Genomic DNA, 23982 nt, shown 5'->3' with positions numbered 1-23982 from the left:
CATGGCGCAGCTCAAGATCACGCAGGTCAAGTCCTACATCGGCAGCAAGCAGAACCACCGTGACACCCTGCGTTCCCTTGGTCTCAAGGGCATCAACACGCAGGTCGTCAAGGAGGACCGCCCCGAGTTCCGCGGCATGGTGCACACCGTCCGCCACCTCGTGACGGTCGAGGAGGTCGACTGATCATGGCGGAGCAGAACCCGCTGAAGATCCACAACCTCCGTCCCGCCCCGGGCGCCAAGACCGCCAAGACCCGTGTGGGTCGTGGTGAGGCGTCGAAGGGTAAGACGGCCGGTCGTGGTACCAAGGGCACCAAGGCCCGTTACCAGGTTCCGGAGCGCTTCGAGGGTGGCCAGATGCCCCTCCACATGCGCCTCCCGAAGCTGAAGGGCTTCAAGAACCCGTTCAAGACCGAGTACCAGGTCGTGAACCTCGACAAGCTGGCCGCGCTCTACCCCGAGGGTGGCGAGGTCACCGTCGAGGGTCTGGTGGCCAAGGGTGCCGTTCGCAAGAACAGCCTCGTCAAGGTCCTGGGCCAGGGCGAGGTCTCCGTGGCGCTGCAGGTGACGGTCGACGCCGTCTCCGGCTCCGCCAAGGAGAAGATCACCGCCGCCGGCGGTACGGTCACCGAGCTGGTCTGAGCCCCTCAGGCTCCTCGATGACGTGAACGACCCGACCGGGGATACTCCACAAAAGGGGTATCCCCGGTTGGTCGTTCCAAGGGCAGTGGTCTCGCCGGTAAGGTGGCCTGCACTGTCCACTTTCACTGGGTGCTTCCCATGGGGCACCCTGAGCGGCAGTTGACCGTTATTCATTCGTCGAACCTCAAGACCGTCACCCTTGACGCAGTTGCGCGGGGGTCGCAGGAGGCACCGTGCTCACCGCGTTCGCCCGGGCGTTCAGGACGCCCGACCTGCGCAAGAAGCTGCTCTTCACGCTGGCAATCATCGTGGTCTACCGGGTCGGTACCCACATCCCGATCCCCGGCGTCAACTACAAGGCCGTCCAGACGTGTGTGAAAGAGGCGTCCGGCAACCAGGGCCTCTTCGGTCTCGTCAACATGTTCAGCGGTGGCGCGCTGCTCCAGATCACGATCTTCGCGCTCGGCATCATGCCGTACATCACGGCGAGCATCATTCTGCAGCTGCTGACCGTGGTCATCCCGCGTCTGGAGGCCCTGAAGAAGGAAGGCCAGGCGGGTACCGCGAAGATCACGCAGTACACCCGCTACCTGACCGTGGCGCTCGCCATCCTGCAGGGCACCGGTCTCGTCGCCACCGCACGCAGCGGCGCCCTGTTCGGAAGCTGCTCCGTTGCCAGCCAGATCGTTCCCGACCAGGCGATCTTCACCACCATCACGATGGTCATCTGCATGACCGCCGGCACGGCCGTCGTCATGTGGCTCGGTGAGCTGATCACCGACCGCGGCATCGGCAACGGCATGTCGATCCTGATGTTCATCTCGATCGCCGCGACCTTCCCGTCCGCGCTGTGGGCCATCAAGAAGCAGGGCACCCTGGCCGGCGGCTGGATCGAGTTCGGCACCGTCATCCTGGTCGGTCTGGTCATGGTCGCGCTCGTGGTCTTCGTCGAGCAGGCCCAGCGCCGTATCCCGGTGCAGTACGCGAAGCGCATGATCGGTCGCCGCTCCTACGGCGGTACGTCCACGTACATCCCGCTCAAGGTGAACCAGGCGGGTGTGATTCCCGTCATCTTCGCCTCGTCGCTGCTCTACATTCCGGCGCTGATCGCTCAGTTCGCGGGGGGCAGGTCGGGCTGGAAGACCTGGGTCGAGCAGAACCTGACCAAGGGCGACCACCCGATTTACATCGCTTCGTACTTCTTGCTCATCGTTTTCTTCGCGTTCTTCTACGTGGCGATCTCCTTCAACCCCGAGGAAGTCGCCGACAACATGAAGAAGTATGGTGGCTTCATCCCGGGCATCCGGGCTGGCCGACCGACCGCTGAGTACCTCAGCTACGTGCTCAACCGGATCACCTGGCCGGGTTCGCTGTATCTGGGTCTGATCGCTCTCGTACCGACAATGGCGTTGGTGGGCTTCGGGGCAAGCCAGAACTTCCCGTTCGGCGGGACCAGCATCCTCATCATCGTGGGTGTCGGCCTCGAGACGGTGAAGCAGATCGAGAGCCAGCTTCAGCAGCGCAATTACGAAGGGTTCCTCCGCTGATGCGTATCGTCCTCGTCGGGCCGCCGGGTGCCGGTAAGGGAACGCAAGCCGTCCGACTCGCCGAGAAGCTGGGCATCCCGCACATCTCGACGGGTGACCTCTTCCGCGCGAACATCAGCCGGCAGACCGAGCTGGGCAGGCTCGCGAAGTCCTACATGGACGCGGGGAACCTCGTACCCGACGAGGTCACCATCGCGATGGCCAAGGACCGCATGGAGCAGCCCGACGCGGAGAACGGCTTCCTGCTGGACGGCTTCCCCCGCAACGTCTCCCAGGCCGGGGCGCTGGACGAGCTGCTGGAGTCGGAGAGCATCAAGCTGGACGCCGTCCTGGACCTGGAGGTCCCGGAGGAGGAGGTCGTCAAGCGGATCGCCGGCCGGCGCATCTGCCGCAACGACTCGTCCCACGTGTTCCACGTGACGTACAGCCCGGCGAAGCGGGAGGGCGTCTGCGACGTCTGCGGCGGTGAGCTCTACCAGCGCGACGACGACTCCGAGGAGACCGTCCGCACGCGGCTGGAGGTCTACCACACGCAGACCGAGCCGATCATCGACTACTACAAGTCGCAGGGCCTGGTCCGCACGATCTCCTCGCTGGGCCCGGTGGACGAGATCACCGAGCGGGCGCTCGAGGCGCTGAAGCGCGAGAAGGCCGAGAACAAGTAGATCGCGGTCCTTTCCGGCCGCGGCGCCCTCCCGGGCGTCGCGGCCGTAGTGTTGTGTACGTAACCCAGCCGACGTGAGTGACGGAGAGCGCAGGCCCCCATGGTGCAGATCAAGAGCCCCGAGCAGATCGCCAAGATGCGTGCGGCGGGGCTGGTCGTCGCCGCCATCCACGCGGCCACCCGGGAGGCCGCGGTACCCGGTGCCAGCACCAGGGACCTGGACGAGGTCGCCCGGAAGGTGCTCGCCGAGCACGGTGCCAAGTCGAACTTCCTCGGCTACGGCGGTTTCCCCGCGACCATCTGCACCTCGGTGAACGAGGTGGTGGTCCACGGCATCCCGTCCGACGACGTCGTCCTGAAGGACGGCGACATGATCTCCATCGACTGCGGCGCCATCATCGACGGCTGGCACGGTGACGCCGCCTACACGGCCTTCGTGGGCTCCGGTCACGCCCCGGAGCTGACCGAGCTCTCCCGGGTGACCGAGGAGTCGATGTGGGCCGGCATCGCGGCCATGAAGCAGGGCAGCCGGCTCGTCGACGTCTCCCGTGCCATCGAGACGTACATCCGCCGCCAGCCCAAGCCCGGTGGCGGCAAGTACGGGATCATCGAGGACTACGGCGGCCACGGCATCGGCACCGAGATGCACATGGACCCGCACCTGCTGAACTACGTCGACCGCCGGCGCGGGAAGGGCCCCAAGCTGGTGCCGGGCTTCTGCCTCGCGATCGAGCCGATGGTCTCCCTCGGCACCCCCCGCACGGAGGTCCTGTCGGACGACTGGACCGTGATCACCACGGACGGCACCTGGTCCTCGCACTGGGAGCACTCGGTCGCCCTGACCGAGCAGGGCCCGCTGGTGCTGACGGCGCCCGACTGCGGCCGGGCCAAGCTGGCCGAGTACGGCGTCACGGCCGCCCCCGACCCGCTCGCCTGACGGCCGGCCGCCCGCCCGCGGCCGCCGGTTCCCGATCCGGCGGCGTAGGGATCACCGGCACGGGGCAGACTGTCTCGATTCGTGTTTCCGGGTGCGCTGACGTAGACTGACTCGTCGGCTCTCGTGCACCCGCATGTCCGCATGCGCTCGCCGCTCGCCCTTCGGGGTGATGGAGAGAGTCGATCAAGGTAGTCGATTCGAAGGGCGAAGCGTGGCCAAGAAGCAAGGTGCCATCGAGATCGAGGGCACTGTCGTCGAGTCTCTGCCGAACGCCATGTTCAAGGTCGAGCTCCAGAACGGCCACCAGGTCCTGGCACACATCAGCGGCAAGATGCGTATGCACTACATCCGCATCCTCCCTGACGACCGGGTCGTGGTGGAGCTGTCTCCGTACGACCTGACGCGTGGCCGGATCGTCTACCGGTACAAGTAGATCTTGCCCGCGCCCCGGGCCTCCCGGAGCGATGGCACTGACCCGGAGAACCTCACCAATGAAGGTCAAGCCGAGCGTCAAGAAGATCTGCGACAAGTGCAGGGTGATCCGCCGTCACGGTCGGGTCATGGTCATCTGCGAGAACCCGCGCCACAAGCAGCGCCAGGGCTGACGCACGACCGATCCCTCTGCACCCATCGCAGAGTTTCGCGCGACGCGAGCTGAATTGTTCATACGCAGAACCCGAGTCCTCGCGGGCTCGACACCCCCGGTTCGGAGGCCGGGGACCCGGTCCGTACCTGGTACGGCGGGCAGGGAACCGGTTCTGCGGAAGACCTCCGAAGAATCACCAGGAGCCATTGAATGGCACGCGTTTCCGGTGTTGACATCCCGCGCGAAAAGCGCGTGGAGGTCGCCCTCACCTATGTGTTCGGCATCGGCCGGACCCTCTCCCAGCAGACGCTGGCCGAGACCGGCATCGACCCGAACACCCGCGTCCGTGACCTGACCGAAGAGCAGCTGGTCGCGATCCGCGAGTACGTCGACAACAACATCAAGACCGAGGGTGACCTCCGTCGCGAGATCCAGGCCGACATCCGCCGCAAGGTCGAGATCGGCTGCTACCAGGGTCTGCGTCACCGTCGCGGTCTGCCCGTCCGCGGTCAGCGCACCAGCACGAACGCTCGTACCCGCAAGGGCCCGCGTCGCGCCATCGCCGGCAAGAAGAAGCCGGGCAAGAAGTAGTCCTCAGCGGACAACGCTTCATCAGCGGTCTTCGCTGTAGGACCGACCACCTCCCCGTAGGAGTTTGTAGATGCCCCCCAAGGGTCGTCAGGGCGCTGCCAAGAAGGTGCGCCGCAAGGAAAAGAAGAACGTCGCTCACGGCCACGCGCACATCAAGAGCACGTTCAACAACACCATCGTCTCGATCACGGACCCGTCCGGCAACGTGATCTCCTGGGCCTCCGCCGGCCACGTCGGCTTCAAGGGCTCCCGGAAGTCCACGCCGTTCGCCGCGCAGATGGCCGCCGAGTCGGCCGCCCGCCGCGCGCAGGAGCACGGCATGCGCAAGGTCGACGTGTTCGTCAAGGGCCCGGGCTCCGGTCGTGAGACCGCGATCCGTTCCCTGCAGGCCACGGGCCTCGAGGTCGGCTCCATCCAGGACGTCACCCCGACCCCGCACAACGGCTGCCGCCCGCCGAAGCGCCGCCGCGTCTGAGGCCAGGCTGTTCTCGGGATCCGGGCGGTACTGCTCCGTAAGGGGCGTACCGCCCGTACCCTTGCAGTACCCGCGCTTCTCACGGGCGCGGTTTCCGTCGGGCGTCAAATAGCGGGCGTCCACGAATGAAGGATCTGATCCACACATGCTGATCGCTCAGCGTCCCTCGTTGACCGAAGAGGTCGTCGACGAGTTCCGCTCCCGGTTCGTGATCGAGCCGCTGGAGCCGGGCTTCGGCTACACCCTCGGCAACTCGCTCCGCCGCACCCTCCTGTCGTCGATCCCCGGTGCCGCTGTCACCAGCATCCGCATCGACGGCGTCCTGCACGAGTTCACCACCGTGCCGGGCGTCAAGGAGGACGTCACCGACCTGATCCTCAACATCAAGCAGCTCGTCGTCTCCTCGGAGCACGACGAGCCGGTCGTGATGTACCTGCGCAAGCAGGGCCCGGGCATGGTCACCGCCGCCGACATCGCGCCCCCGGCCGGTGTCGAGGTGCACAACCCCGACCTCGTCCTCGCCACGCTCAACGGCAAGGGCAAGCTGGAGATGGAGCTGACCGTCGAGCGCGGTCGCGGCTACGTCTCCGCCGTGCAGAACAAGCAGGTGGGCCAGGAGATCGGCCGTATCCCGGTCGACTCCATCTACTCGCCGGTGCTCAAGGTCACGTACAAGGTCGAGGCCACCCGTGTCGAGCAGCGCACCGACTTCGACAAGCTGATCGTCGACGTCGAGACCAAGCAGGCGATGCGTCCCCGTGACGCCATGGCCTCCGCCGGCAAGACCCTGGTCGAGCTGTTCGGTCTCGCCCGCGAGCTGAACATCGACGCCGAGGGCATCGACATGGGCCCGTCCCCGACGGACGCCGCCCTGGCCGCCGACCTGGCCCTGCCGATCGAGGAGCTCGAGCTCACCGTTCGGTCGTACAACTGCCTCAAGCGCGAGGGCATCCACTCCGTGGGTGAGCTCGTCGCCCGCTCCGAGGCCGATCTCCTGGACATCCGCAACTTCGGTGCGAAGTCCATCGACGAGGTCAAGGCGAAGCTGGCCGGCATGGGCCTGGCCCTGAAGGACAGCCCGCCCGGATTCGACCCGACCGCCGCCGCGGACGCCTTCGGGGCGGACGACGACGCGGACGCGGGTTTCGTGGAGACCGAGCAGTACTGAGCCCTCCGCGAGGAGGCCGGTTCTGCGGCCGCGTACCCGTTCCGGCGGGTCACGCGGCGCCCCGCGTCCCCCCGGGGGCGCGGGCCCTTCCGGGGCCGGCAAGCGGCCCCGGATCTCCGACAGACAACCGTCTGCTCGGATACTGACCCCGGTACCTGATACGGCCGGGGCAGACACACAGGAGAAGAACAATGCCGAAGCCCACCAAGGGTGCCCGTCTGGGCGGCAGCGCCGCGCACGAGAAGCTGCTCCTCGCGAACCTCGCGAAGGCGCTCTTCGAGCACGGCCGCATCACCACCACCGAGGCGAAGGCCCGCCGCCTGCGCCCGTACGCCGAGCGTCTGGTCACCAAGGCGAAGAAGGGCGACCTTCACAACCGCCGCCAGGTGCTCCAGGTGATCACGGACAAGAGCGTCGTCCACACGCTCTTCACCGAGATCGGCCCGCGCTACGAGAACCGTCCCGGTGGCTACACCCGCATCACCAAGATCGGTAACCGCCGTGGCGACAACGCGCCCATGGCCGTCATCGAGCTGGTCGAGGCGCTGACGGTGCAGCAGAAGGCCGTGGGTGAGGCCGAGGCCGCCACCAAGCGTGCGGTCAAGGAGTCGGACGAGGCCAAGGCCCAGGAGACCACCGAGGCTCCGGCCGAGCCCGCCGCGGACGCGGCCGGCGAAGGCAGCAAGGACGCCTGAGGCTCTGCCTGACGCGCGAAGCGGGTCCGCCCTCCGGGGCGGGCCCGCTTTCGCGTACTTGAGAGGATTCCTGTGTGAGTGACGAAGTACAGCCCGGACACGTACGCATCCGCCTCGACCTGTCCTACGACGGCACCGACTTCCACGGCTGGGCCAAGCAGGCCGGCGGCAGGCGGACCGTGCAGGGGGAGATCGAGGACGCCCTGCGGACCGTGACGCGGTCGAAGGAGACGTACGAACTGACGGTGGCCGGGCGGACGGACGCCGGGGTGCACGCGCGCGGCCAGGTCGCGCACGTCGACCTGCCCGCCGAGCTGTGGGCGGAACACCGCGAGAAGCTGCTGAAGCGGCTCGCCGGACGGCTGTCCAAGGACGTCCGGGTGTGGCGGCTCAGTGAGGCCCCGGCCGGTTTCAACGCCCGCTTCTCGGCCGTCTGGCGGCGCTACGCCTACCGGGTCACCGACAACCCCGGCGGAGTGGACCCCCTGCTGCGGGGCCACGTCCTGTGGCACGACTGGCCGCTCGACGTGGACGCGATGAACGAGGCCGCGCGGGCGCTGGTCGGTGAGCACGACTTCGCCGCCTACTGCAAGCGGCGCGAGGGCGCGACCACGATCCGCACCCTCCAGGAACTGAGCCTGGTGCGCGGCGGCGACGGCGTCGTCACGGCCACGGTCCGCGCCGACGCCTTCTGCCACAACATGGTGCGTTCGCTGATCGGCGCGCTCTTGTTCGTGGGGGACGGGCACCGGGGGCCGGAGTGGCCCGGGAAGGTGCTGGCCGCCGGGGTGAGGGACAGCGCCGTGCACGTCGTGCGGCCGCACGGGCTGACCCTGGAGGAGGTCGGCTATCCCGCCGACGAACTGCTGGCCGCCCGGAACAAGGAGGCCCGGAACAAGCGGTCGCTTCCGTCGGCGGGGTGCTGCTGAGCTACCGGTTCGCCGCCGCGGAGGCCTGCGCCTGGCCGCGGCGGTGGATCTGGTTGACGGTGAACTGGGCCAGGTCGTCGCCGGTGCGGAACACCTTGGTGTCCTTGGTGGTGACGTTCTTGCCGCCGGTGAAGCCGGTGATCGTGAAGTAGGCGTAGCGGCCGTAGGCGTTCGTGGTCGTCCGGCAGATCGCGGAGTCGCAGAAGTTCTTGATGCCCTTGCCGGCCAGGGAGTTGACCAGGCTCTTCTCGCTGCCCGCCTGGGACTTGACCTTCGTGGCCCGCGCCTCGTCGTCGAAGACCGCGACACCGACCGTGACGGCGATGTCGCCGTTGACGTAGCTCACCCGCATCAGCCGGGTGCAGCCGCCCGCGGTGAGGATCTTCGGCAGGTTGCCGCCCGCGGCCGAGGCGCAGTTCCTGGTGTCGGCGGTGGCGCCCTTCTTGTACACCGTCTCGCCCATGGTCAGGCGGGTGCCCGGGAACAGCGTCTCCGGACTCAGCGGGGCGGTGTCCTTCTTGGCGCTGGCTATGAAGTCCTTCGGGTCCAGCGGCGGCGGGGCGCTGGTGGGCGCGAAGGACGGTGCCGTGGCCGAGCCGCTGGGCAGGGAGGCGCTGGCGGGCAGCTTGGTGGGCGTGCCGGAGGCGTCGTTGTCGCCGTTCGCGGAGACCACGGCCATGGCGACGGCCGTGCCGACACCGATCGTGGCCAGCGCGCCGCCGCCGATGAACAGCAGCCGTCGACGCCTGTGCCGTGTCTCGGACGCCTCGGCGAGCGCGGCCCAGTCGGGGGTTCCGTCGTCACCGCCGCTGGTCCAGGGCTGCTGGGAATTAGGTTTCCAGGGATCCCACTGGGACTGGGGTCCCCCCTGCCCGTAACTCATGGGGCGCATCTTAGACGGGGGGCGGCCGAAACCGGGCCGCGAGCGGCGGCATGCCAGCTTTGTCCGTCGGCATGCCTCGTTTTGACCCGTCCGGGGGCGTCCAGGTAACCTGCTTCTTCGTTGTGTATTGGCTTGCTCATTCTCACGGGACGGGCCCTTACACCGGTCCACCAAACCGATGACCAGCAACCCCACGTACGCGGTATGCGTCGCCGCAGTGGCTCAGGCTGTCGTGATCGTTTCGGTGACCTGTTCAGGACCATTCACTCGAAGCGAAGGCTACGAACCGTGCGTACGTACAGCCCCAAGCCCGGCGATGTGACGCGCCAGTGGCACGTCATCGACGCTCAGGACGTTGTTCTGGGCCGTCTCGCCACCACCGCAGCGACCCTTCTCCGGGGCAAGCACAAGCCGATCTACGCGCCGCACGTCGACGCTGGTGACTTCGTCATCATCATCAACGCCGACAAGGTGCACCTGTCCGGCAACAAGCGGACCCAGAAGATGGCGTACCGCCACTCCGGCTACCCGGGTGGTCTGCGTTCCGTCCGCTACGACGAGCTGATGGACAAGAACCCGGAGAAGGCCGTCGAGAAGGCCGTCAAGGGCATGCTCCCCAAGAACTCCCTGGGCCGTCAGATGCTCTCGAAGCTGAAGGTCTACAAGGGTGACCAGCACCCGCACGCTGCCCAGCAGCCGGTGCCGTTCGAGATCACCCAGGTCGCGCAGTAATTCCGGCCACCCCCTAAGACCGACAGAGAATCCGAGGAGAATCGTGGCCGAGACCACTGCCGAGCAGCCGCTCGAAGAGCTTGACATCGACAGCTACACCACCGAGTCCGAGGTCCCCGTCGAGGGTGAGTACACCTCGGAGTCCATGGCCTCCCGCTTCGGCGAGCCCCAGCCGGCCGCCGGCCTGGGCCGTCGCAAGAACGCCATCGCCCGCGTCCGGATCGTCCCGGGCACCGGCAAGTGGAAGATCAACGGTCGCACCCTCGAGGACTACTTCCCGAACAAGGTGCACCAGCAGGAAGTCAACGAGCCCTTCAAGGTGCTCGAGCTCGAGGGCCGCTACGACGTCATCGCCCGTATCGCGGGTGGCGGCGTCTCCGGTCAGGCCGGTGCGCTCCGTCTCGGTGTCGCCCGTGCGCTGAACGAGGCCGACGTCGACAACAACCGCGGCCCGCTGAAGAAGGCCGGCTTCCTCAAGCGCGACGACCGTGCGGTCGAGCGCAAGAAGGCCGGTCTGAAGAAGGCCCGCAAGGCCCCGCAGTACAGCAAGCGCTAATCACAGCGGCCTGCTCGTACTCCGAACGCCCCGGCGGCACGCCTCTGTGCCGCCGGGGCGTTCGTTTATCACAGCCCAAGGGCGTATAACGACACAAGACGCTCAAAGGCTTGTGTGATCGGGAGTCGTGGCGTCTGCCATGATTCCCGGCAGCATGGACGCTTCCTCAGGAGGACAAGTGGGACGACTCTTCGGTACGGACGGCGTGCGCGGTGTCGCCAACGCGGACCTGACGGCCGAGATGGCGCTCGGCCTGTCCGTGGCGGCGGCGCACGTGCTGGCCGAGGCGGGCACCTTCGAGGGCCACAGGCCGACGGCCGTGGTCGGACGGGACCCGCGCGCGTCCGGGGAGTTCCTGGAGGCGGCCGTGGTCGCGGGCCTGGCCAGCGCGGGCGTGGACGTCCTGCGGGTCGGCGTGCTGCCGACGCCGGCGGTGGCGTTCCTGACCGGCGCGCTCGGCGCCGACCTCGGGGTGATGCTCTCCGCCAGCCACAACGCCATGCCGGACAACGGCATCAAGTTCTTCGCCCGCGGCGGTCACAAGCTCGCCGACGAGCTGGAGGACCGGATCGAGTCGGTGTACGAGTCCCACCGCCACGGCGAGCCGTGGGAGCGTCCCACCGGTGCCGGGGTCGGGCGGGCGCGTCCGTACGACGAGGGGTCCGAGCGCTACGTCGGGCACCTGCTCGGCGCGCTGCCGAACCGCCTCGACGGCCTGAAGATCGTCCTCGACGAGGCGCACGGCGCGGCCTCGGGGGTCTCGCCGGAGGTGTTCTCGCGGGCCGGCGCCCAGGTCGTCACGATCGGCGCCGAGCCGGACGGGCTCAACATCAACGACGGCTGCGGCTCCACCCACCTGGCGAAACTGAAGGCGGCCGTCGTCGAGCAGGGCGCCGATCTCGGCATCGCGCACGACGGTGACGCCGACCGCTGCCTGGCCGTGGACCACACCGGCGAGGAGGTCGACGGCGACCAGATCCTCGCCGTGCTCGCGCTGGCGATGCGGGAGCGTTCCGAGCTGCGCTCCGACACGGTCGTCGCGACGGTCATGTCGAACCTGGGCTTCAAGCTGGCGATGGAGCGGGAGGGCATCCACCTCGTGCAGACCGCCGTCGGCGACCGGTACGTGCTGGAGGAGATGAAGGAGAAGGACTACGCCCTCGGCGGCGAGCAGTCCGGACACGTGATCATCCTCGACCACGCGACGACCGGGGACGGCACGCTGACCGGGCTGCTGCTCGCGGCGCGGGTCGCGCAGACCGGCCGTACGCTGCGGGAGCTGGCCTCGGTGATGGAGCGCCTGCCGCAGGTCCTGATCAACGTCCCGGACGTCGACAAGTCCCGGGTGCGGACGTCCGCCGACCTGGCCGCGGCCGTCACCGAGGCGGAGCGCGAGCTGGGCGAGACGGGACGGGTGCTGCTGCGCCCCTCGGGCACCGAACCGCTGGTGCGGGTGATGGTCGAGGCGGCCGACATCGACCAGGCCCGGTCCGTCGCCGGACGTCTCGCCGACGCCGTGAAGTCGGCCCTGGGCTGAGGCCGCCGGGACAGCCCTCAGGGCCGGTCGTGAGGGTGCCGCCCGCCCTGCGGGCGGCCGCGGGACCCTCGCAACCGGCCTAGGCCCCTTCGACGTTCGGCCGCTGCCGGCGCTGCCTGGCCCAGAGCCACTTCTGGGCCAGGAGGGTCAGGGTGCCGGCCAGGACGATGCCCAGCAGGTTCAGCAGGAGCTGCTTCGTCGAGCCGGCCGTCTGGCCCGGGTCGCCGTAGGCGAGGGCCACGGCGGCGTTGGCGGCGGCGGGCACGGTCGTCACCGAGATGGCCACGCCCACCAGCGCGCCCGACTTGGCGGAGGTCAGGGACAGGATGCCGGCGATCCCGGCCAGCATCGCCACGACGAACGAGAAGGCGTCCGGGGCGTAGACGAACGCCGTGCTGGGGCGCGCGCCCTCCAGGCCGGACCGGTGGAACTGTCCGACGGCGTCCATGAACAGGCTGAAGCAGACCGTGACCGCCATCGCCGCCGCGAAGCCCACGAGCAGCGCGGTCGCCGAGCGCAGCGCCAGGCGCGGGCGGCGCTGCACCAGGGCCGTGCAGATACCCGTCAGAGGACCGAACTCCGGGCCGACCGCCATCGCGCCCACGATCAGGATCGCGTTGTCCAGCACCACGCCGCAGGCCGCGATCATGGTGGCCAGGGTGATGAAGGCGACGTACGTGACCGACAGGGCCGACTCCTCCTGCGTCGCCTCCGTCAGCTGCTCCCACAGCACCGCGTCCGCGGCCTCGCCGGGCGCCTCCTCCTCGGCCCGGTCGGCCCGCCGGGACAGCGACAGGTCGATGTTCTCGACCGTGATGGAGCCGGTCCGCTCCAGGTCCAACCGCTGCAGGGCGCCGATGAGTTCGTCGCACGCCTCGCGGGCCACGTCGCACTGGACGACGTCCCCGGCGGGTTCGCGGGCGGCGCCGGGCAGCACCACGAGGTGCGTGGTGCCGACCGTCTTCTCGATCAGCCGCACCACCTCGTCCGTCTTCTCGGCCGGGGTGATCAGGCGCAGATGCAGCATGGCGCCCATCTAACAGGCTTCCATGCACACGTCACAGCTACAGCTTGCGCAGCCGGAGCCGCTGCACCTTGTGGTCGGCGCCCTTGCGGACGACGAGGGTGGCGCGGCCGCGGGTGGGCGCGATGTTCTCCACCAGGTTGGGCTTGTTGATGGTGCGCCACAGGGTGCGGGCGTAGTCGAGGGCCTCCTCCTCGGACACCTGGGTGTACTTGCGGAAGTAGGAGTCCGGGTTCTGGAAGGCGGTCCGGCGCAGCTTCCTGAAGCGGTTGAGGTACCAGCTCTCGATGTCCTCGGGGCTCGCGTCGACGTACACGCTGAAGTCGAAGTAGTCGGCGAGACCGACCCGGGTGCGGCCGTCCTTTCCGGGCAGGGCGGGCTGCAGGACGTTGAGCCCCTCGACGATCAGGATGTCCGGGCGGCGCACGGTGAGTCTGCCGTCCGGGACGATGTCGTAGATCAGGTGGGAGTAGACGGGGGCCGTCACCTCGTCCTTGCCCGCCTTGATGTCGGCGACGAAGCGGGTCAGCGCCCGGCGGTCGTAGGACTCGGGGAAGCCCTTGCGCGACATCAGGCCGCGGGACTCCAGCTCACTGGTGGGCAGCAGGAACCCGTCGGTCGTCACCAGTTCGACGCGCGGGTGTTCGGGCCAGCGGGACAGCAGGGCCTGCAGCAGCCGGGCGACGGTGGACTTGCCGACCGCCACCGAACCGGCGACGCCTATCACGAACGGGGTGCCGGCCTGGGAACCCTGTTCGCCGAGGAAGGTGTTGAGCGCGCCTCGCAGGCCGTCCGTGGCGCCGACGTAGAGGTTGAGCAGCCGCGACAGCGGGAGGTAGATGTCCCGCACCTCGTCGAGGTCGATGACGTCGCCGAGCCCGCGCAGCTTCTCCACCTCCTCGGCGGTGAGCGGCAGCGGCGTCTTGTCCCGCAGCGCGCTCCACTCGGCACGCGTGAGGTCGACGTAGGGAGTCGCCTCCGGTCTGGACCGGTGGGCGCTCCTGGGCATCGGGGAGACCGGTGAGATCACAGTCCATTGTTAACGGAGTTCGAACGGGGCCGCGGGGTGGGGTGCGTCACGTGCCGCTCCGGCGGGACCGGGTGGAGCGGGTGCCTCCCGCCGCGGTGGGAATTTCTGATTTCGGGTACGCGGCGGCTCTTTCGGGAGGCCGGTCGCCCGTAGGCTGCGGCACATGTGCGGAATCGTGGGATACGTGGGGTCGCAGTCGGCGCTCGATGTCGTGATGGCCGGGCTGAAGCGGCTGGAGTACCGGGGCTACGACTCGGCGGGTGTCGCCGTGCTGGCCGACGGCGGGCTGGCCGCGGGGAAGAAGGCCGGGAAGCTCGTCAACCTGGAGAAGGAACTGGTCGGCCGGCCGCTGCCGGCGGGTACGACGGGTGTCGGCCACACGCGCTGGGCCACCCACGGCGGTCCCACGGACGCGAACGCGCACCCGCACCTCGACAACGCGGGCCGGGTCGCCGTCGTGCACAACGGCATCATCGAGAACTTCGCGGCGCTGCGGGCCGAGCTGGCCGAGCGCGGGCACGAGCTCATGTCCGAGACGGACACCGAGGTCGTCGCGCACCTGCTGGCGGAGGAGTTCTCCTCCTGCGCCGATCTCGCCGAGGCCATGCGACTGGTCTGCCGGCGCCTGGACGGCGCGTTCACGCTGGTCGCGGTGCACGCCGACGCCCCGGACGTGGTGGTGGGGGCCCGCCGCAACTCCCCCCTGGTGGCCGGGGTCGGCGAGGGCGAGGCGTTCCTGGCCTCGGACGTCGCCGCGTTCATCGAGCACACCCGCTCGGCGATCGAGCTGGGCCAGGACCAGGTGGTGGAGCTGCGCCGGGACGGTGTGACGGTCACCGGTTTCGACGGCCGCCCCGCCGAGGTGCGTTCGTACCACGTGGACTGGGACGCGTCGGCCGCCGAGAAGGGCGGCTACGACTACTTCATGCTGAAGGAGATCGCCGAGCAGCCCAAGGCGGTCGCCGACACGCTGCTCGGGCGCATCGACGCGGCCGGTTCGCTGACGCTGGACGAGGTCCGGATCTCGCCCTCGGAGCTGCGCGAGGTGGACAAGGTCGTCATCGTCGCCTGCGGGACGGCCTTTCACGCCGGCCTGATCGCCAAGTACGCCATCGAGCACTGGACGCGCATCCCGTGCGAGGTGGAGCTGGCGAGCGAGTTCCGCTACCGGGACCCCATCCTCGACGGACGCTCCCTGGTCATCGCCATCTCGCAGTCCGGCGAGACGATGGACACCCTGATGGCGCTGCGGCATGCCCGCGAGCAGGGCTCCAAGGTGCTGGCGATCTGCAACACCAACGGCTCGACGATCCCGCGCGAGTCGGACGCGGTGCTGTACACCCACGCCGGGCCGGAGGTGGCCGTCGCCTCCACCAAGGCGTTCCTGACCCAGTTGGTGGCGTGCTACCTGGTGGCCCTGTACCTGGGCCAGGTACGCGGCACCAAGTGGGGCGACGAGGTCAGCGCCGTCATCAAGGACCTGTCCCACATCGCCGGGGCGGTCGACCGGGTGCTGGAGACCATGGAGCCGGTACGGGCGCTGGCGCGGTCGCTGGCCGGCAAGGACACGGTGCTGTTCCTGGGCCGGCACGTGGGCTATCCGGTCGCCCTGGAGGGCGCGCTGAAGCTCAAGGAGCTCGCCTACATGCACGCCGAGGGCTTCGCGGCGGGCGAGCTGAAGCACGGTCCGATCGCCCTGATCGAGGAGGACCTGCCCGTCGTGGTGGTCGTGCCGTCGCCGCGCGGCAGGTCGGTCCTCTACGACAAGATCGTCTCCAACATCCAGGAGATCCGGGCGCGCGGGGCCCGGACCATCGTGATCGCGGAGGAGGGCGACGAGGCGGTGGTCCCCTACGCCGACCACCTGATCCGCGTCCCGGCCACACCCACCCTGCTCCAGCCGCTGGTGGCGACGGTGCCGCTCCAGGTGTTCGCCTGCGAGCTGGCCACGGCCCGGGGCAACGAGGTCGACCAGCCGCGCAACCTGGCGAAGTCCGTCACGGTGGAGTGACCTGCCGACGGCCGCGCGGCGCGCGCCATAGGGTCTGCCCATGAGCATCATCGGGGTCGGTATCGACGTCGCAGAGATCGATCGGTTCCGGGCGTCGCTGGACAGGACGCCCGGGCTGGCCGATCGGCTGTTCGTCGACAGTGAGTTGCTGCTGCCCAGCGGGGAGCGGCGCGGCATCGCGTCCCTCGCGGCACGGTTCGCCGCCAAGGAGGCGCTGGCCAAGGCGCTGGGCGCGCCGCCGGGGCTGCACTGGACCGACGCCGAGGTGTACGTCGAGGACAGCGGGCAGCCGCGGCTGCGGGTGAAGGGGACGGTCGCCGCGAAGGCGGCCGAACTCGGGGTGCGCTCCTGGCACGTGTCCCTCAGCCACGACGCCGGGATCGCCTCGGCCGTGGTCGTCGCCGAGGGCTGAGCGCCGCGGCCGGCCCGGGTGTGGCGGACGGCCTTTCCGGGGCAGACTCGATCCCATGCGTACTGCGTACAGCGTGGAGACGGTGAGAGCGGCCGAGCGGGAGCTGATGGCGCGGCTCCCGGAGGGCGCGCTGATGCAGCGGGCCGCCGCCGGGCTGGCCGCCGCCTGCGCCGACCTGCTCGGGCGGGTGTACGGCAGGCGGGTGGTGCTGCTCGTCGGGAGCGGGGACAACGGCGGGGACGCGTTGTACGCGGGCGCCCGGCTGGCGCGGCGGGGCGCCGGTGTGACGGCCGTCCTGCTGGCGCCGCCCGAGCGCACCCACCCGGGCGGTCTCGCGGCGCTGCGCCGGGCGGGCGGCTCCGTCACCGTGCCGGGCCGTGCCGGGGACCGGATCGCACGGGCCGACCTCGTGGTGGACGGCATCGTCGGCATCGGCGGCCGGGGCGGGCTGCGGCCGGAGGCCGGGGAACTGGCCGACGCCGTCGAGCGGTCGGGGGCCGCCGTCGTCGCGGTGGACCTGCCGAGCGGGGTGGAGGCCGACACCGGTCAGGTGCGGGGCGCGGCGCTCCGGGCCGACCTCACCGTCACCTTCGGCGCCCACAAGCCGGGGCTGCTGATCGACCCCGCGCGCGAGTACGCGGGAACCGTGCGGCTGGTCGGTATCGGTCTCACGCTGCCGCCGGTGGCCGAGCTGGAGGCACTGCAGCACGCCGACGTGGCCCGGCTGCTGCCGCGTCCGGCGGCGGAGAGCGACAAGTACCGGCGGGGCGTGGTCGGGATCGCCGCCGGGTCGGCGCGCTATCCGGGGGCCGCCGTGCTGGCCGTCGCCGGGGCGCTGCGCGGCGGGGCCGGTGCCGTGCGGTACGTCGGACCCGCCGCGGACGCGGTGATCGCCCGGTTCCCGGAGACGCTCGTGTCCGACCGGGGTCCGGCGAAGGCCGGGCGGGTGCAGGCGTGGGCCGTCGGGCCCGGCGCCGGGGACGACGCGGCGACCGTCGCGGAGGTGCTGGGCACCGATGTGCCCGTGCTGCTCGACGCCGACGGGCTGCGGCTGGCGGAGCGGGACGCGGTGCGCGGGCGTTCGGCGCCGACGCTGATGACCCCGCACGCGGGGGAGGCGGCGGCGCTGCTCGGGGTGCGCCGGGAGGAGGTCGAGGGCGCGCGGCTGGCCGCGGTGCGGGAACTGGCGGCGGTGTACCGGGCGACCGTGCTGCTGAAGGGGTCGACGACGCTGGTGGCCGACCCGCGGGGCGGCGCGGTGCGGGTGAACGCCACGGGCACGGGCTGGCTGGCCACCGCCGGGAGCGGTGACGTGCTGTCGGGGCTCGCCGGGTCGCTGCTGGCCTCCGGGCTGTCCGCGCTGGACGCGGGGAGCGCGGCGGCCTATCTGCACGGGCTGGCCGGGCGGTTCGCCGCGTCCGGGGCGCCGGCCGGGGCGCACGACGTCGCCGAGCGGCTGCCCCAGGCGTGGCGGGACGTCCGGGACGCCTGGGGCTGAGCAGCGCGGCGGGGCCCGGGGCCGGCACGTCCGGTGGGAGGCGCGCCGGGCCCCGGTGCCGCGTCAGCCGGGCGCGGCTGACACGGCACCCGGCGGCACTCTCGCCGCACCGGCCGAAGTCCGTTTCGCGGGCAGCCGGCCGGCACGCCGAGAGCGCGCACCGGACGCCGCCGGGCCCGCCCGGGCGGACGGAGCGACTTCAGCGACGGGCAACGGGCGGCAGCCCCTCGCCGGTCAACGCACCGTGAAAGCGGGAGACTTGCCGGTGACCGGGGTGATGGTGCCGAGCAGGTTCCGCGCGTCGCCGTGGTACACGATCCGGTACGTGCCGGGCGCGGTGTCCGCCGGGATGTCCCAGGTGATGGTGACCTTGGAGGCGGCGATCCCGTAGCGCTCCCAGTGGAACCTGGTCGTCCAGTCGCCGTCGTCGGCGATCCGGTGCCAGGCGCCGCCGGAGTCCCGGCGCTGGATCTCCAGGTAGGTGTCGCCCCGGTGCAGGTCGTTGCCCGGGTGGGCGCCCGCGAAGACGACCCGCGCCCGGTCGCCGGTCCGGTAGCCGTCCCGGGGCCTCTCCAGCACGTCCCCGAACGACCTGAGGAGCGGCGGCGCGTCCAGCACCACCCCGGGCTGCAGGGAGAGGGCCCGGCCGGACAGGTCCGGCGCCTCGGGGCCGACGGGCGGCCGGGTGCCGTCGCGCAGCGCGGTGGCGAGAGCGGCCGCCGTCTGCTGCAGCGCCGGGAGCTGCCAGCGGCCGAACAGGGTGCTGCCGCCCTCGTACTGCTGGGAGTCGTACTCCTCGGGGGTGGTCAGGTAGTGGAAGTACGCGTTGGCGTACCCGGCGACCAGGACGTCCTCCAGGTCGGCGCCGACGATCGCGGCGACCGTGCGCCGCAGCCGCAGGCCCGCGCAGATGGTGACCTCGCCCGGGATGCCGACGAGGTACAGCCGGCCGATGCGCACCAGCATCACCGGCACCCGCTCCTGCACCCACGGGTAGACCCGGTTCATCTCACCGACGGGCACGAAGACGTCCTTCGGCGCCTGCGCCTGCCTCAGCTCCGGCGAGACGGTGTAGACGACGGAGTCGGACACCGCGTCCCAGAAGGGGTTCTCGCCCTCCTCGAAGCCGGGGAAGGCCGGACCGTCCTCCGTGCTCCCGGCGGCCATGGAGGCGCCGATGCAGGGTTTCGAGGTCCGGTGGGTCCGCCCGTCGCCGGTGAACTCGGGGCGCACCGTGACGTCGGAGAGGTCGATGTACACCAGCCGGGAGTCCACCGGGCCGGACAGCACGACGCCCGGTTGGTGCGACTGCGCCGCGGCGGCCTCGTACTGCCGGAGCCCGTTGGCGTGGGTGTGGGCGAAGTCCTCCGGCGTGGTCGGGGGCTTCAGGTCGAGGTTGGGGGACATGTCGCCGCTGTTCGTCTGGGCGAACGCCGAGACGAACGCCGGGGAACCGTCGGCCAGGTAGTCGACGCCGTTGACCTCCCGCTCCCAGTGGTAGGCGGCGAACCCCTTGTTGTCCGCGCTGATCAGGCGGTTGTCCCCGGACATGCTGGTGCCGTGCACCGGGAACCAGTTGATGGCGCCCACCGCCCGGCCGGCCCGCTCCACCCGCAGCAGCGCGGTGTGCGTGTCGACGGCGTCCGGGAAGTGGTCGCGGTCGGCCCGCGGGTTGCGGTCGAAGGCCACCCGGGAGCGGTTGGCGCTGGCCCCGGTCAGGGTCCCGTGGCTGAGGACCAGGTCGGACGGCGCCAGGTCGTCGTGGGCGCGCCGGGCGGCCTCGACGAGACCGTCCGCCACGGCCTCGAAGGTCTTGCGGTGGAACCCGAACGTGGTCGCGTTGTACAGCAGATGGTGCGAGTAGCCGCCCGGACCGGCGTGCGTGTGGGTGGCGGTGATGAGCACGTTCTGCTCGGTGTAGAGGTCGCCGTACCTCGCGGCGAGACGGCGCAGCACCTCCTGGTGCACACTCTCGAAGATCATCGGGGAGTCCGCGACGATCAGCAGGACGCGCCGGCCGGTGGCCCGTTCCACCACCACGAAGCCGCGGGCCCGCAACCGGGTGTGCAGTCCGGCGGCCTGCTGGTCGAACCGGCCGTAGCCCAACATGCCGACCTCGGCGACCTCGCCGGTGGCGTCGGCGACGCCCCGCCCGACGAGGTAGGCGCCGCCACCACCGGACGGGCTGTCACCGGCGGCCGTCGTGCGGTCGGCGGTTGCGGCGCCGGCCGGGTCCGGGCCGGCCAACTGGGCGCCCGCCAGGCCGAGGCCGGTGAGGGCTCCCGCGGCCAGGACGGTGCGCCGGCTGCGGGCTGGGCGTTCCGTGGACATCTGCTGCTCCTCGGCTCGGTGGGGGTGCGAACGCGGAGTGATGCGGGGGACGGCGCCCGGAATAAATGAACAATGTTCAAGTATTCCGTCGCGCCATTGCTACACCTGCCGCCGCGGGCGCCGCAAGACCCGCGCGGCGGCCTTCGGCACGGGTGCCGTGTCTTCGCCGCGCCTTCGCCCGGTCTTCGCCGCGGTGCCCCGCGCGGGCCCCTTCGGCGGACCTTCCGCCGGTGCGCCGGGGAGCCGCCGTGGTCCTCTGAGAGACTGGGGGTGCCATGAGTGAGACTGCTGCTGAGCCGACCGCGCCCCTGCGGGCCCGGGCCGAGATCGATCTGGCCGCCCTGCGCGCCAATGTGCGGGCCCTGCGCGCCCGGGCGAAGGGCGCTGCCCTGATGGCCGTCGTCAAGTCGGACGCGTACGGCCACGGGGCGCTGCCGTGCGCCCGCGCGGCCGTGGACGCGGGCGCGGACTGGCTCGGCACGGCCACGCCGGAGGAGGCGCTCGCCCTGCGCGCCGCCGGTCTGGGCACCCGCCTCCTGTGCTGGCTCTGGGTGCCCGGCGGGCCCTGGCGGCAGGCCGTCGAGGCGGACATCGACGTCTCCCTCAGCGGGACGTGGGCGCTGCGCGAGGTCACCGAGGCCGCCCGGCAGGCGGGCCGGCCCGCGCGCGTGCAGCTCAAGGCCGACACCGGACTCGGGCGCAACGGCTGTCAGCCCGCCGACTGGCCCGACCTGGTCGACGGGGCCCTGCGGGCCGAACGCGAGGGCCTGCTCCGGGTCACCGGTCTGTGGTCGCACTTCGCCTGCGCCGACGAGCCCGGGCATCCGTCCGTCGCCGCCCAGCTCGCCCGGTTCCGGGAGATGGTGGCGTACGCCGAGGGGCGGGGCGTACGGCCCGAGGTGCGGCACATCGCCAACTCCCCGGCCACGCTGACCCTTCCGGAGACCCACTTCGACCTCGTGCGGCCGGGCATCGCCATGTACGGCATCTCGCCCAGCCCGGAGATCGGCACCCCGGCGGACTTCGGGCTGCGCCCGGTGATGACGCTGAGCGCCTCCCTGGCGCTGGTCAAGCACGTCCCGGCCGGACACGGCGTCAGCTACGGCCACCACTACGCCACTCCGGGCGCGACCACCCTCGGCCTGGTCCCCGTCGGCTACGCCGACGGCGTCCCCCGGCACGCCTCCGGTACCGGCCCGGTGCTGATCGACGGCAAGTGGCGCACCGTCGCGGGGCGGGTGGCCATGGACCAGTTCGTGGTGGACCTCGGCGGGGACGAGCCCGAGGCGGGCACCGAGGCGGTCCTGTTCGGCCCGGGCGACCGCGGGGAACCCACCGCCGAGGACTGGGCGCAGGCCTGCGGCACGATCGCGTACGAGATCGTCACCCGGATCGGAACGCGTGTTCCCCGCGTCCATGTGAACGGGCACCAGGAGGGGTAAGCCCTTCAGGGGGGCGGACATTCCTGCCCGGTCACTCATGCCGCCGCGGGGTGACACGGACAGCGTCGGCGCCACCCCGTACCATCCCGGCACCACCCGTTTCACCCACCCAGCGAACTGCAGTACGGCGAAGAGGAGCGGAAGTGAGCGAGAGCAGTGCGGAGGCCCTGGTGGACGCCGTCGCCTCGACGGCCGTCGCCGCCTCCGCCGCGGCCGGCAACTGGCGCCGGACGACCGGCATCGCCGGTGCCGCGATAGGCGTCCTGGCCGCGGGCGCGGCCGCCGGGGTGGCCGTCGAGCGGATGACCATGGGCCGCGGGATGCGCCGCCGGGCCCGGCTCGTGCTCGACTCGGCCGGCCCCTACGGCACCCTGCGCGGTGCTCCCAGCAAGGCGTACGCCGACGACGGGACCGAGCTGTACTACGAGGTCGACGACGTGGACCCCGACCCGGGCCCGAACGTCTCCCCGCGCCGCCGCAGGCTCTTCGGCCGCAAGGCACCCGCCCCCGTCACCGTCGTCTTCTGCCACGGCTACTGCCTCAGCCAGGACTCCTGGCACTTCCAGCGGGCGGCGCTGCGCGGGGTCGTGCGCACCGTGCACTGGGACCAGCGCAGCCACGGGCGGTCCGGACGCGGGGTGGCCCAGACCCAGGACGACGTGCCCCTCACCATCGACCGGCTCGGCCGCGATCTGAAGGCCGTGCTCGACGCGGCCGTGCCGGACGGGCCGATCGTGCTGGTCGGCCACTCCATGGGCGGCATGACCATCATGGCGCTGGCCGCCCACTTCCCCGAGCTGATCCGCGACCGCGTCGTGGCCACCGCCCTCATCGGCACCTCCTCCGGGCGGCTCGGCGAGGTCAACTTCGGGCTGCCGGTGGCCGGTGTCAACGCGGTGCGCCGGATACTCCCCGGAGTGCTGAGGGCGCTCGGGCAGCAGGCGGAACTGGTGGAACGGGGGCGCCGGGCCACCGCCGACCTCTTCGCCGGGGTCATCAAGCGGTACTCGTTCGCGTCCCGGGACGTCGATCCCGCCGTGGAGCGATTCGCCGAACGGATGATCGAGTCGACGCCGATCGACGTGGTCGCCGAGTTCTATCCGGCCTTCACCGAACACGACAAGGCCGAGGCGCTGCTCTGCTTCCGGGACCTTCCGGTGCTGGTGCTGGCCGGTGTGCAGGACCTGGTCACGCCCAGTGAGCACAGCGAGGCCATCGCCGACCTCCTCCCGGACGCCGAACTGGTGCTCGTGCCGGACGCCGGGCACCTGGTGATGCTGGAGCACCCGGAAGTGGTCACCGACCGCCTGGCCGACCTGCTCACCCGCGCCGGCGCCGTGCCGGCAGGGGCTACCGTAAGTGGCTATGGAACAGCCAGCAGCACCAGCAGCACCGCACGTCCCCGCTGAGATCCGGCTGACCGTCACCTCTCCCGAGCAGATGCGGGAGCTGGGCCGCCGCCTGGCCAAGCTGCTGCGCCCCGGTGACCTGGTGATGCTCAGCGGTGAGCTGGGCGCGGGCAAGACGACGCTGACCCGCGGCCTCGGCGAGGGGCTCGACGTGCGCGGCGCGGTGACCTCGCCGACCTTCGTGATCGCCCGGGTGCACCCCTCTCTCGTGGACGGGCCGCCGCTCGTCCACGTGGACGCCTACCGGCTCTCCGGCGGCCTCGACGAGATGGAGGACCTCGATCTCGACATCTCCCTGCCCGACTCGGTGGTCGTCGTGGAGTGGGGCGAGGGCAAGGTCGAGGAACTGACCGAGGACCGGCTCCAGGTCGTCATCCACCGGGCCGTCGGTGACACGACCGACGAGGTCCGGCGGGTGACGGTCACCGGGCTCGGGCGGCGATGGGCGAGCGCGGATCTGGACACGCTCGCGGCCTGACCGCGGCCACTTTCCGACACGGCGTCGGTAACATATTGCGCAGGATGTCCCGGGCGTGGTCACATGGTGTCCCGCCTGCGGTTAGGCATACCTAACCGCGCCCGCCCCCGCACTTCAGGAGGCGTCCATGTCCGCTTCTCGGCCCACGGAGCCGCCGGTCGAGCCGCCCGTGCACGGCGGGGTGTCGATGCGTGAGCTGCTGGCTTCGTGCGAGGCCGCCCGCGCGGTCTCCAGGCCGCCGTGCGCGTCGGCGCCGTCCGGGCCGGAACGCCCGGTGAGGCCCGAGGAGCGCCGGGCCGCCTGAGGGCTGTAACGCGTCCCCGGCGGGCGCACGGCGAAAGCTCGCGGCACCCCGCCGCGTCGCCGGACCGCCCGGATGCGCCCCGCGCGAGCACGGCCCTCCGC

26 protein-coding genes are annotated in these 23982 nt (G+C 70.9%); 22 read left to right on the top strand and 4 right to left on the bottom strand.

The window, feature by feature from the left end; translation table 11 throughout:
• The first annotated feature begins 1 nt into the window (after window position 1).
• The 12 genes from rpmD to truA all read left to right on the top strand — a co-directional run bounded on the left by rpmD (window position 2) and on the right by truA (window position 8234).
• A complete protein-coding gene (rpmD, locus tag MXD57_RS17525) occupies window positions 2-184 on the top strand; it encodes a 50S ribosomal protein L30 (RefSeq protein WP_003974250.1) in 183 nt (60 codons plus the stop codon).
• A gap of 2 nt (window positions 185-186) precedes the next feature.
• Window positions 187-642 (top strand): 50S ribosomal protein L15, encoded by a 456-nt coding sequence (rplO, locus tag MXD57_RS17520; RefSeq protein ID WP_030745257.1) that lies wholly within the window; start codon window positions 187-189, stop codon window positions 640-642.
• 233 nt (window positions 643-875) lie between these two features.
• The gene (gene secY, locus MXD57_RS17515) at window positions 876-2189 is read left to right on the top strand and encodes a preprotein translocase subunit SecY (RefSeq protein WP_250402394.1); all 1314 of its coding nucleotides are present in this window, start codon (window positions 876-878) and stop codon (window positions 2187-2189) included.
• Window positions 2189-2854, top strand: coding sequence for an adenylate kinase (locus tag MXD57_RS17510; RefSeq protein WP_250402393.1), 666 nt, complete (start codon window positions 2189-2191; stop codon window positions 2852-2854). The genes secY and MXD57_RS17510 overlap by 1 nt, the downstream gene beginning before the upstream one ends.
• A 99-nt stretch (window positions 2855-2953) precedes the next feature.
• Window positions 2954-3790 (top strand): type I methionyl aminopeptidase, encoded by an 837-nt coding sequence (gene map, locus MXD57_RS17505; protein WP_250402392.1) that lies wholly within the window; start codon window positions 2954-2956, stop codon window positions 3788-3790.
• Between the two features lie 211 nt (window positions 3791-4001).
• Entirely contained in the window at window positions 4002-4223 is a 222-nt protein-coding gene (gene infA / locus MXD57_RS17500; RefSeq protein WP_003948620.1) for a translation initiation factor IF-1, read from the top strand.
• A 58-nt stretch (window positions 4224-4281) separates the two neighbouring features.
• Window positions 4282-4395: a 50S ribosomal protein L36 gene (gene rpmJ / locus MXD57_RS17495; protein ID WP_003998809.1), complete on the top strand. Its 114-nt coding sequence runs from the start codon at window positions 4282-4284 to the stop codon at window positions 4393-4395.
• A gap of 191 nt (window positions 4396-4586) precedes the next feature.
• Window positions 4587-4967 carry a 30S ribosomal protein S13 gene (gene rpsM, locus MXD57_RS17490; protein WP_031167100.1) on the top strand — a complete coding sequence of 127 codons (381 nt, stop codon included), beginning with the start codon at window positions 4587-4589 and terminating at the stop codon, window positions 4965-4967.
• Window positions 4968-5037: 70 nt separating this feature from the next.
• On the top strand, window positions 5038-5442 hold the full coding sequence (rpsK, locus tag MXD57_RS17485) for a 30S ribosomal protein S11 (protein ID WP_003956432.1): 405 nt from the start codon (window positions 5038-5040) through the stop codon (window positions 5440-5442).
• 145 nt (window positions 5443-5587) lie between these two features.
• Entirely contained in the window at window positions 5588-6610 is a 1023-nt protein-coding gene (locus tag MXD57_RS17480; protein WP_250402391.1) for a DNA-directed RNA polymerase subunit alpha, read from the top strand.
• Between the two features lie 191 nt (window positions 6611-6801).
• Complete coding sequence (gene rplQ / locus MXD57_RS17475) at window positions 6802-7305, top strand: 50S ribosomal protein L17 (RefSeq protein ID WP_250402390.1); 504 nt, start codon at window positions 6802-6804, stop codon at window positions 7303-7305.
• 74 nt (window positions 7306-7379) lie between these two features.
• Entirely contained in the window at window positions 7380-8234 is an 855-nt protein-coding gene (gene truA / locus MXD57_RS17470) for a tRNA pseudouridine(38-40) synthase TruA (protein ID WP_250402389.1), read from the top strand.
• A gap of 1 nt (window position 8235) precedes the next feature.
• On the opposite strand, the gene MXD57_RS17465 is transcribed toward truA, so the two are convergent.
• A complete protein-coding gene (locus MXD57_RS17465; RefSeq protein WP_250402388.1) occupies window positions 8236-9117 on the bottom strand; it encodes a hypothetical protein in 882 nt (293 codons plus the stop codon).
• A gap of 288 nt (window positions 9118-9405) precedes the next feature.
• Here MXD57_RS17465 and rplM point away from each other — a divergent pair, with 288 nt between their 5' ends.
• From rplM to glmM, 3 genes are all read left to right on the top strand, one after another.
• Window positions 9406-9849 carry a 50S ribosomal protein L13 gene (gene rplM / locus MXD57_RS17460; RefSeq protein WP_250402387.1) on the top strand — a complete coding sequence of 148 codons (444 nt, stop codon included), beginning with the start codon at window positions 9406-9408 and terminating at the stop codon, window positions 9847-9849.
• A gap of 43 nt (window positions 9850-9892) precedes the next feature.
• On the top strand, window positions 9893-10405 hold the full coding sequence (rpsI, locus tag MXD57_RS17455) for a 30S ribosomal protein S9 (protein ID WP_004927169.1): 513 nt from the start codon (window positions 9893-9895) through the stop codon (window positions 10403-10405).
• A gap of 178 nt (window positions 10406-10583) precedes the next feature.
• Complete coding sequence (gene glmM / locus MXD57_RS17450) at window positions 10584-11942, top strand: phosphoglucosamine mutase (RefSeq protein WP_250402386.1); 1359 nt, start codon at window positions 10584-10586, stop codon at window positions 11940-11942.
• A 79-nt stretch (window positions 11943-12021) separates the two neighbouring features.
• On the opposite strand, the gene MXD57_RS17445 is transcribed toward glmM, so the two are convergent.
• Window positions 12022-12969, bottom strand: a complete 948-nt coding sequence (locus tag MXD57_RS17445; RefSeq protein WP_250402434.1) for a DUF389 domain-containing protein — start codon at window positions 12967-12969, stop codon at window positions 12022-12024.
• Window positions 12970-13006: 37 nt separating this feature from the next.
• The gene (gene coaA, locus MXD57_RS17440; RefSeq protein WP_250402433.1) at window positions 13007-13975 is read right to left on the bottom strand and encodes a type I pantothenate kinase; all 969 of its coding nucleotides are present in this window, start codon (window positions 13973-13975) and stop codon (window positions 13007-13009) included.
• A 184-nt stretch (window positions 13976-14159) separates the two neighbouring features.
• Here coaA and glmS point away from each other — a divergent pair, with 184 nt between their 5' ends.
• Genes glmS through MXD57_RS17425 form a run of 3 tightly spaced genes read left to right on the top strand, consistent with a single transcriptional unit; the run spans window position 14160 to window position 17917 of the window.
• Window positions 14160-16007, top strand: coding sequence for a glutamine--fructose-6-phosphate transaminase (isomerizing) (gene glmS / locus MXD57_RS17435; protein WP_250402385.1), 1848 nt, complete (start codon window positions 14160-14162; stop codon window positions 16005-16007).
• Between the two features lie 40 nt (window positions 16008-16047).
• Window positions 16048-16419: a holo-ACP synthase gene (locus tag MXD57_RS17430; protein ID WP_143627861.1), complete on the top strand. Its 372-nt coding sequence runs from the start codon at window positions 16048-16050 to the stop codon at window positions 16417-16419.
• 55 nt (window positions 16420-16474) lie between these two features.
• On the top strand, window positions 16475-17917 hold the full coding sequence (locus tag MXD57_RS17425) for an NAD(P)H-hydrate dehydratase (protein ID WP_250402384.1): 1443 nt from the start codon (window positions 16475-16477) through the stop codon (window positions 17915-17917).
• Window positions 17918-18151: 234 nt separating this feature from the next.
• Here the strand turns inward: MXD57_RS17425 and MXD57_RS17420 are convergent, their stop codons facing one another.
• Window positions 18152-20248 (bottom strand): neutral/alkaline ceramidase, encoded by a 2097-nt coding sequence (locus tag MXD57_RS17420; protein WP_250402383.1) that lies wholly within the window; start codon window positions 20246-20248, stop codon window positions 18152-18154.
• Window positions 20249-20523: 275 nt separating this feature from the next.
• Between MXD57_RS17420 and alr the strand changes: the two genes are divergently transcribed.
• The 4 genes from alr (at window position 20524) to MXD57_RS17400 (ending at window position 23881) form a co-directional block, all read left to right on the top strand.
• The gene (gene alr, locus MXD57_RS17415; RefSeq protein WP_250402382.1) at window positions 20524-21690 is read left to right on the top strand and encodes an alanine racemase; all 1167 of its coding nucleotides are present in this window, start codon (window positions 20524-20526) and stop codon (window positions 21688-21690) included.
• A gap of 143 nt (window positions 21691-21833) precedes the next feature.
• On the top strand, window positions 21834-23099 hold the full coding sequence (locus tag MXD57_RS17410; protein ID WP_250402381.1) for an alpha/beta fold hydrolase: 1266 nt from the start codon (window positions 21834-21836) through the stop codon (window positions 23097-23099).
• Complete coding sequence (gene tsaE / locus MXD57_RS17405) at window positions 23056-23577, top strand: tRNA (adenosine(37)-N6)-threonylcarbamoyltransferase complex ATPase subunit type 1 TsaE (RefSeq protein ID WP_250402380.1); 522 nt, start codon at window positions 23056-23058, stop codon at window positions 23575-23577. Before MXD57_RS17410 ends, tsaE begins: the two co-directional genes overlap by 44 nt.
• A 127-nt stretch (window positions 23578-23704) precedes the next feature.
• The gene (locus tag MXD57_RS17400) at window positions 23705-23881 is read left to right on the top strand and encodes a hypothetical protein (RefSeq protein ID WP_250402379.1); all 177 of its coding nucleotides are present in this window, start codon (window positions 23705-23707) and stop codon (window positions 23879-23881) included.
• Window positions 23882-23982: the final 101 nt, after the last annotated feature.

Source organism: Streptomyces cellostaticus (assembly GCF_023630175.1).
Classification (GTDB): domain Bacteria; phylum Actinomycetota; class Actinomycetes; order Streptomycetales; family Streptomycetaceae; genus Streptomyces; species Streptomyces cellostaticus_A.
This window is presented reverse-complemented; position numbering and strand designations above follow the sequence as displayed.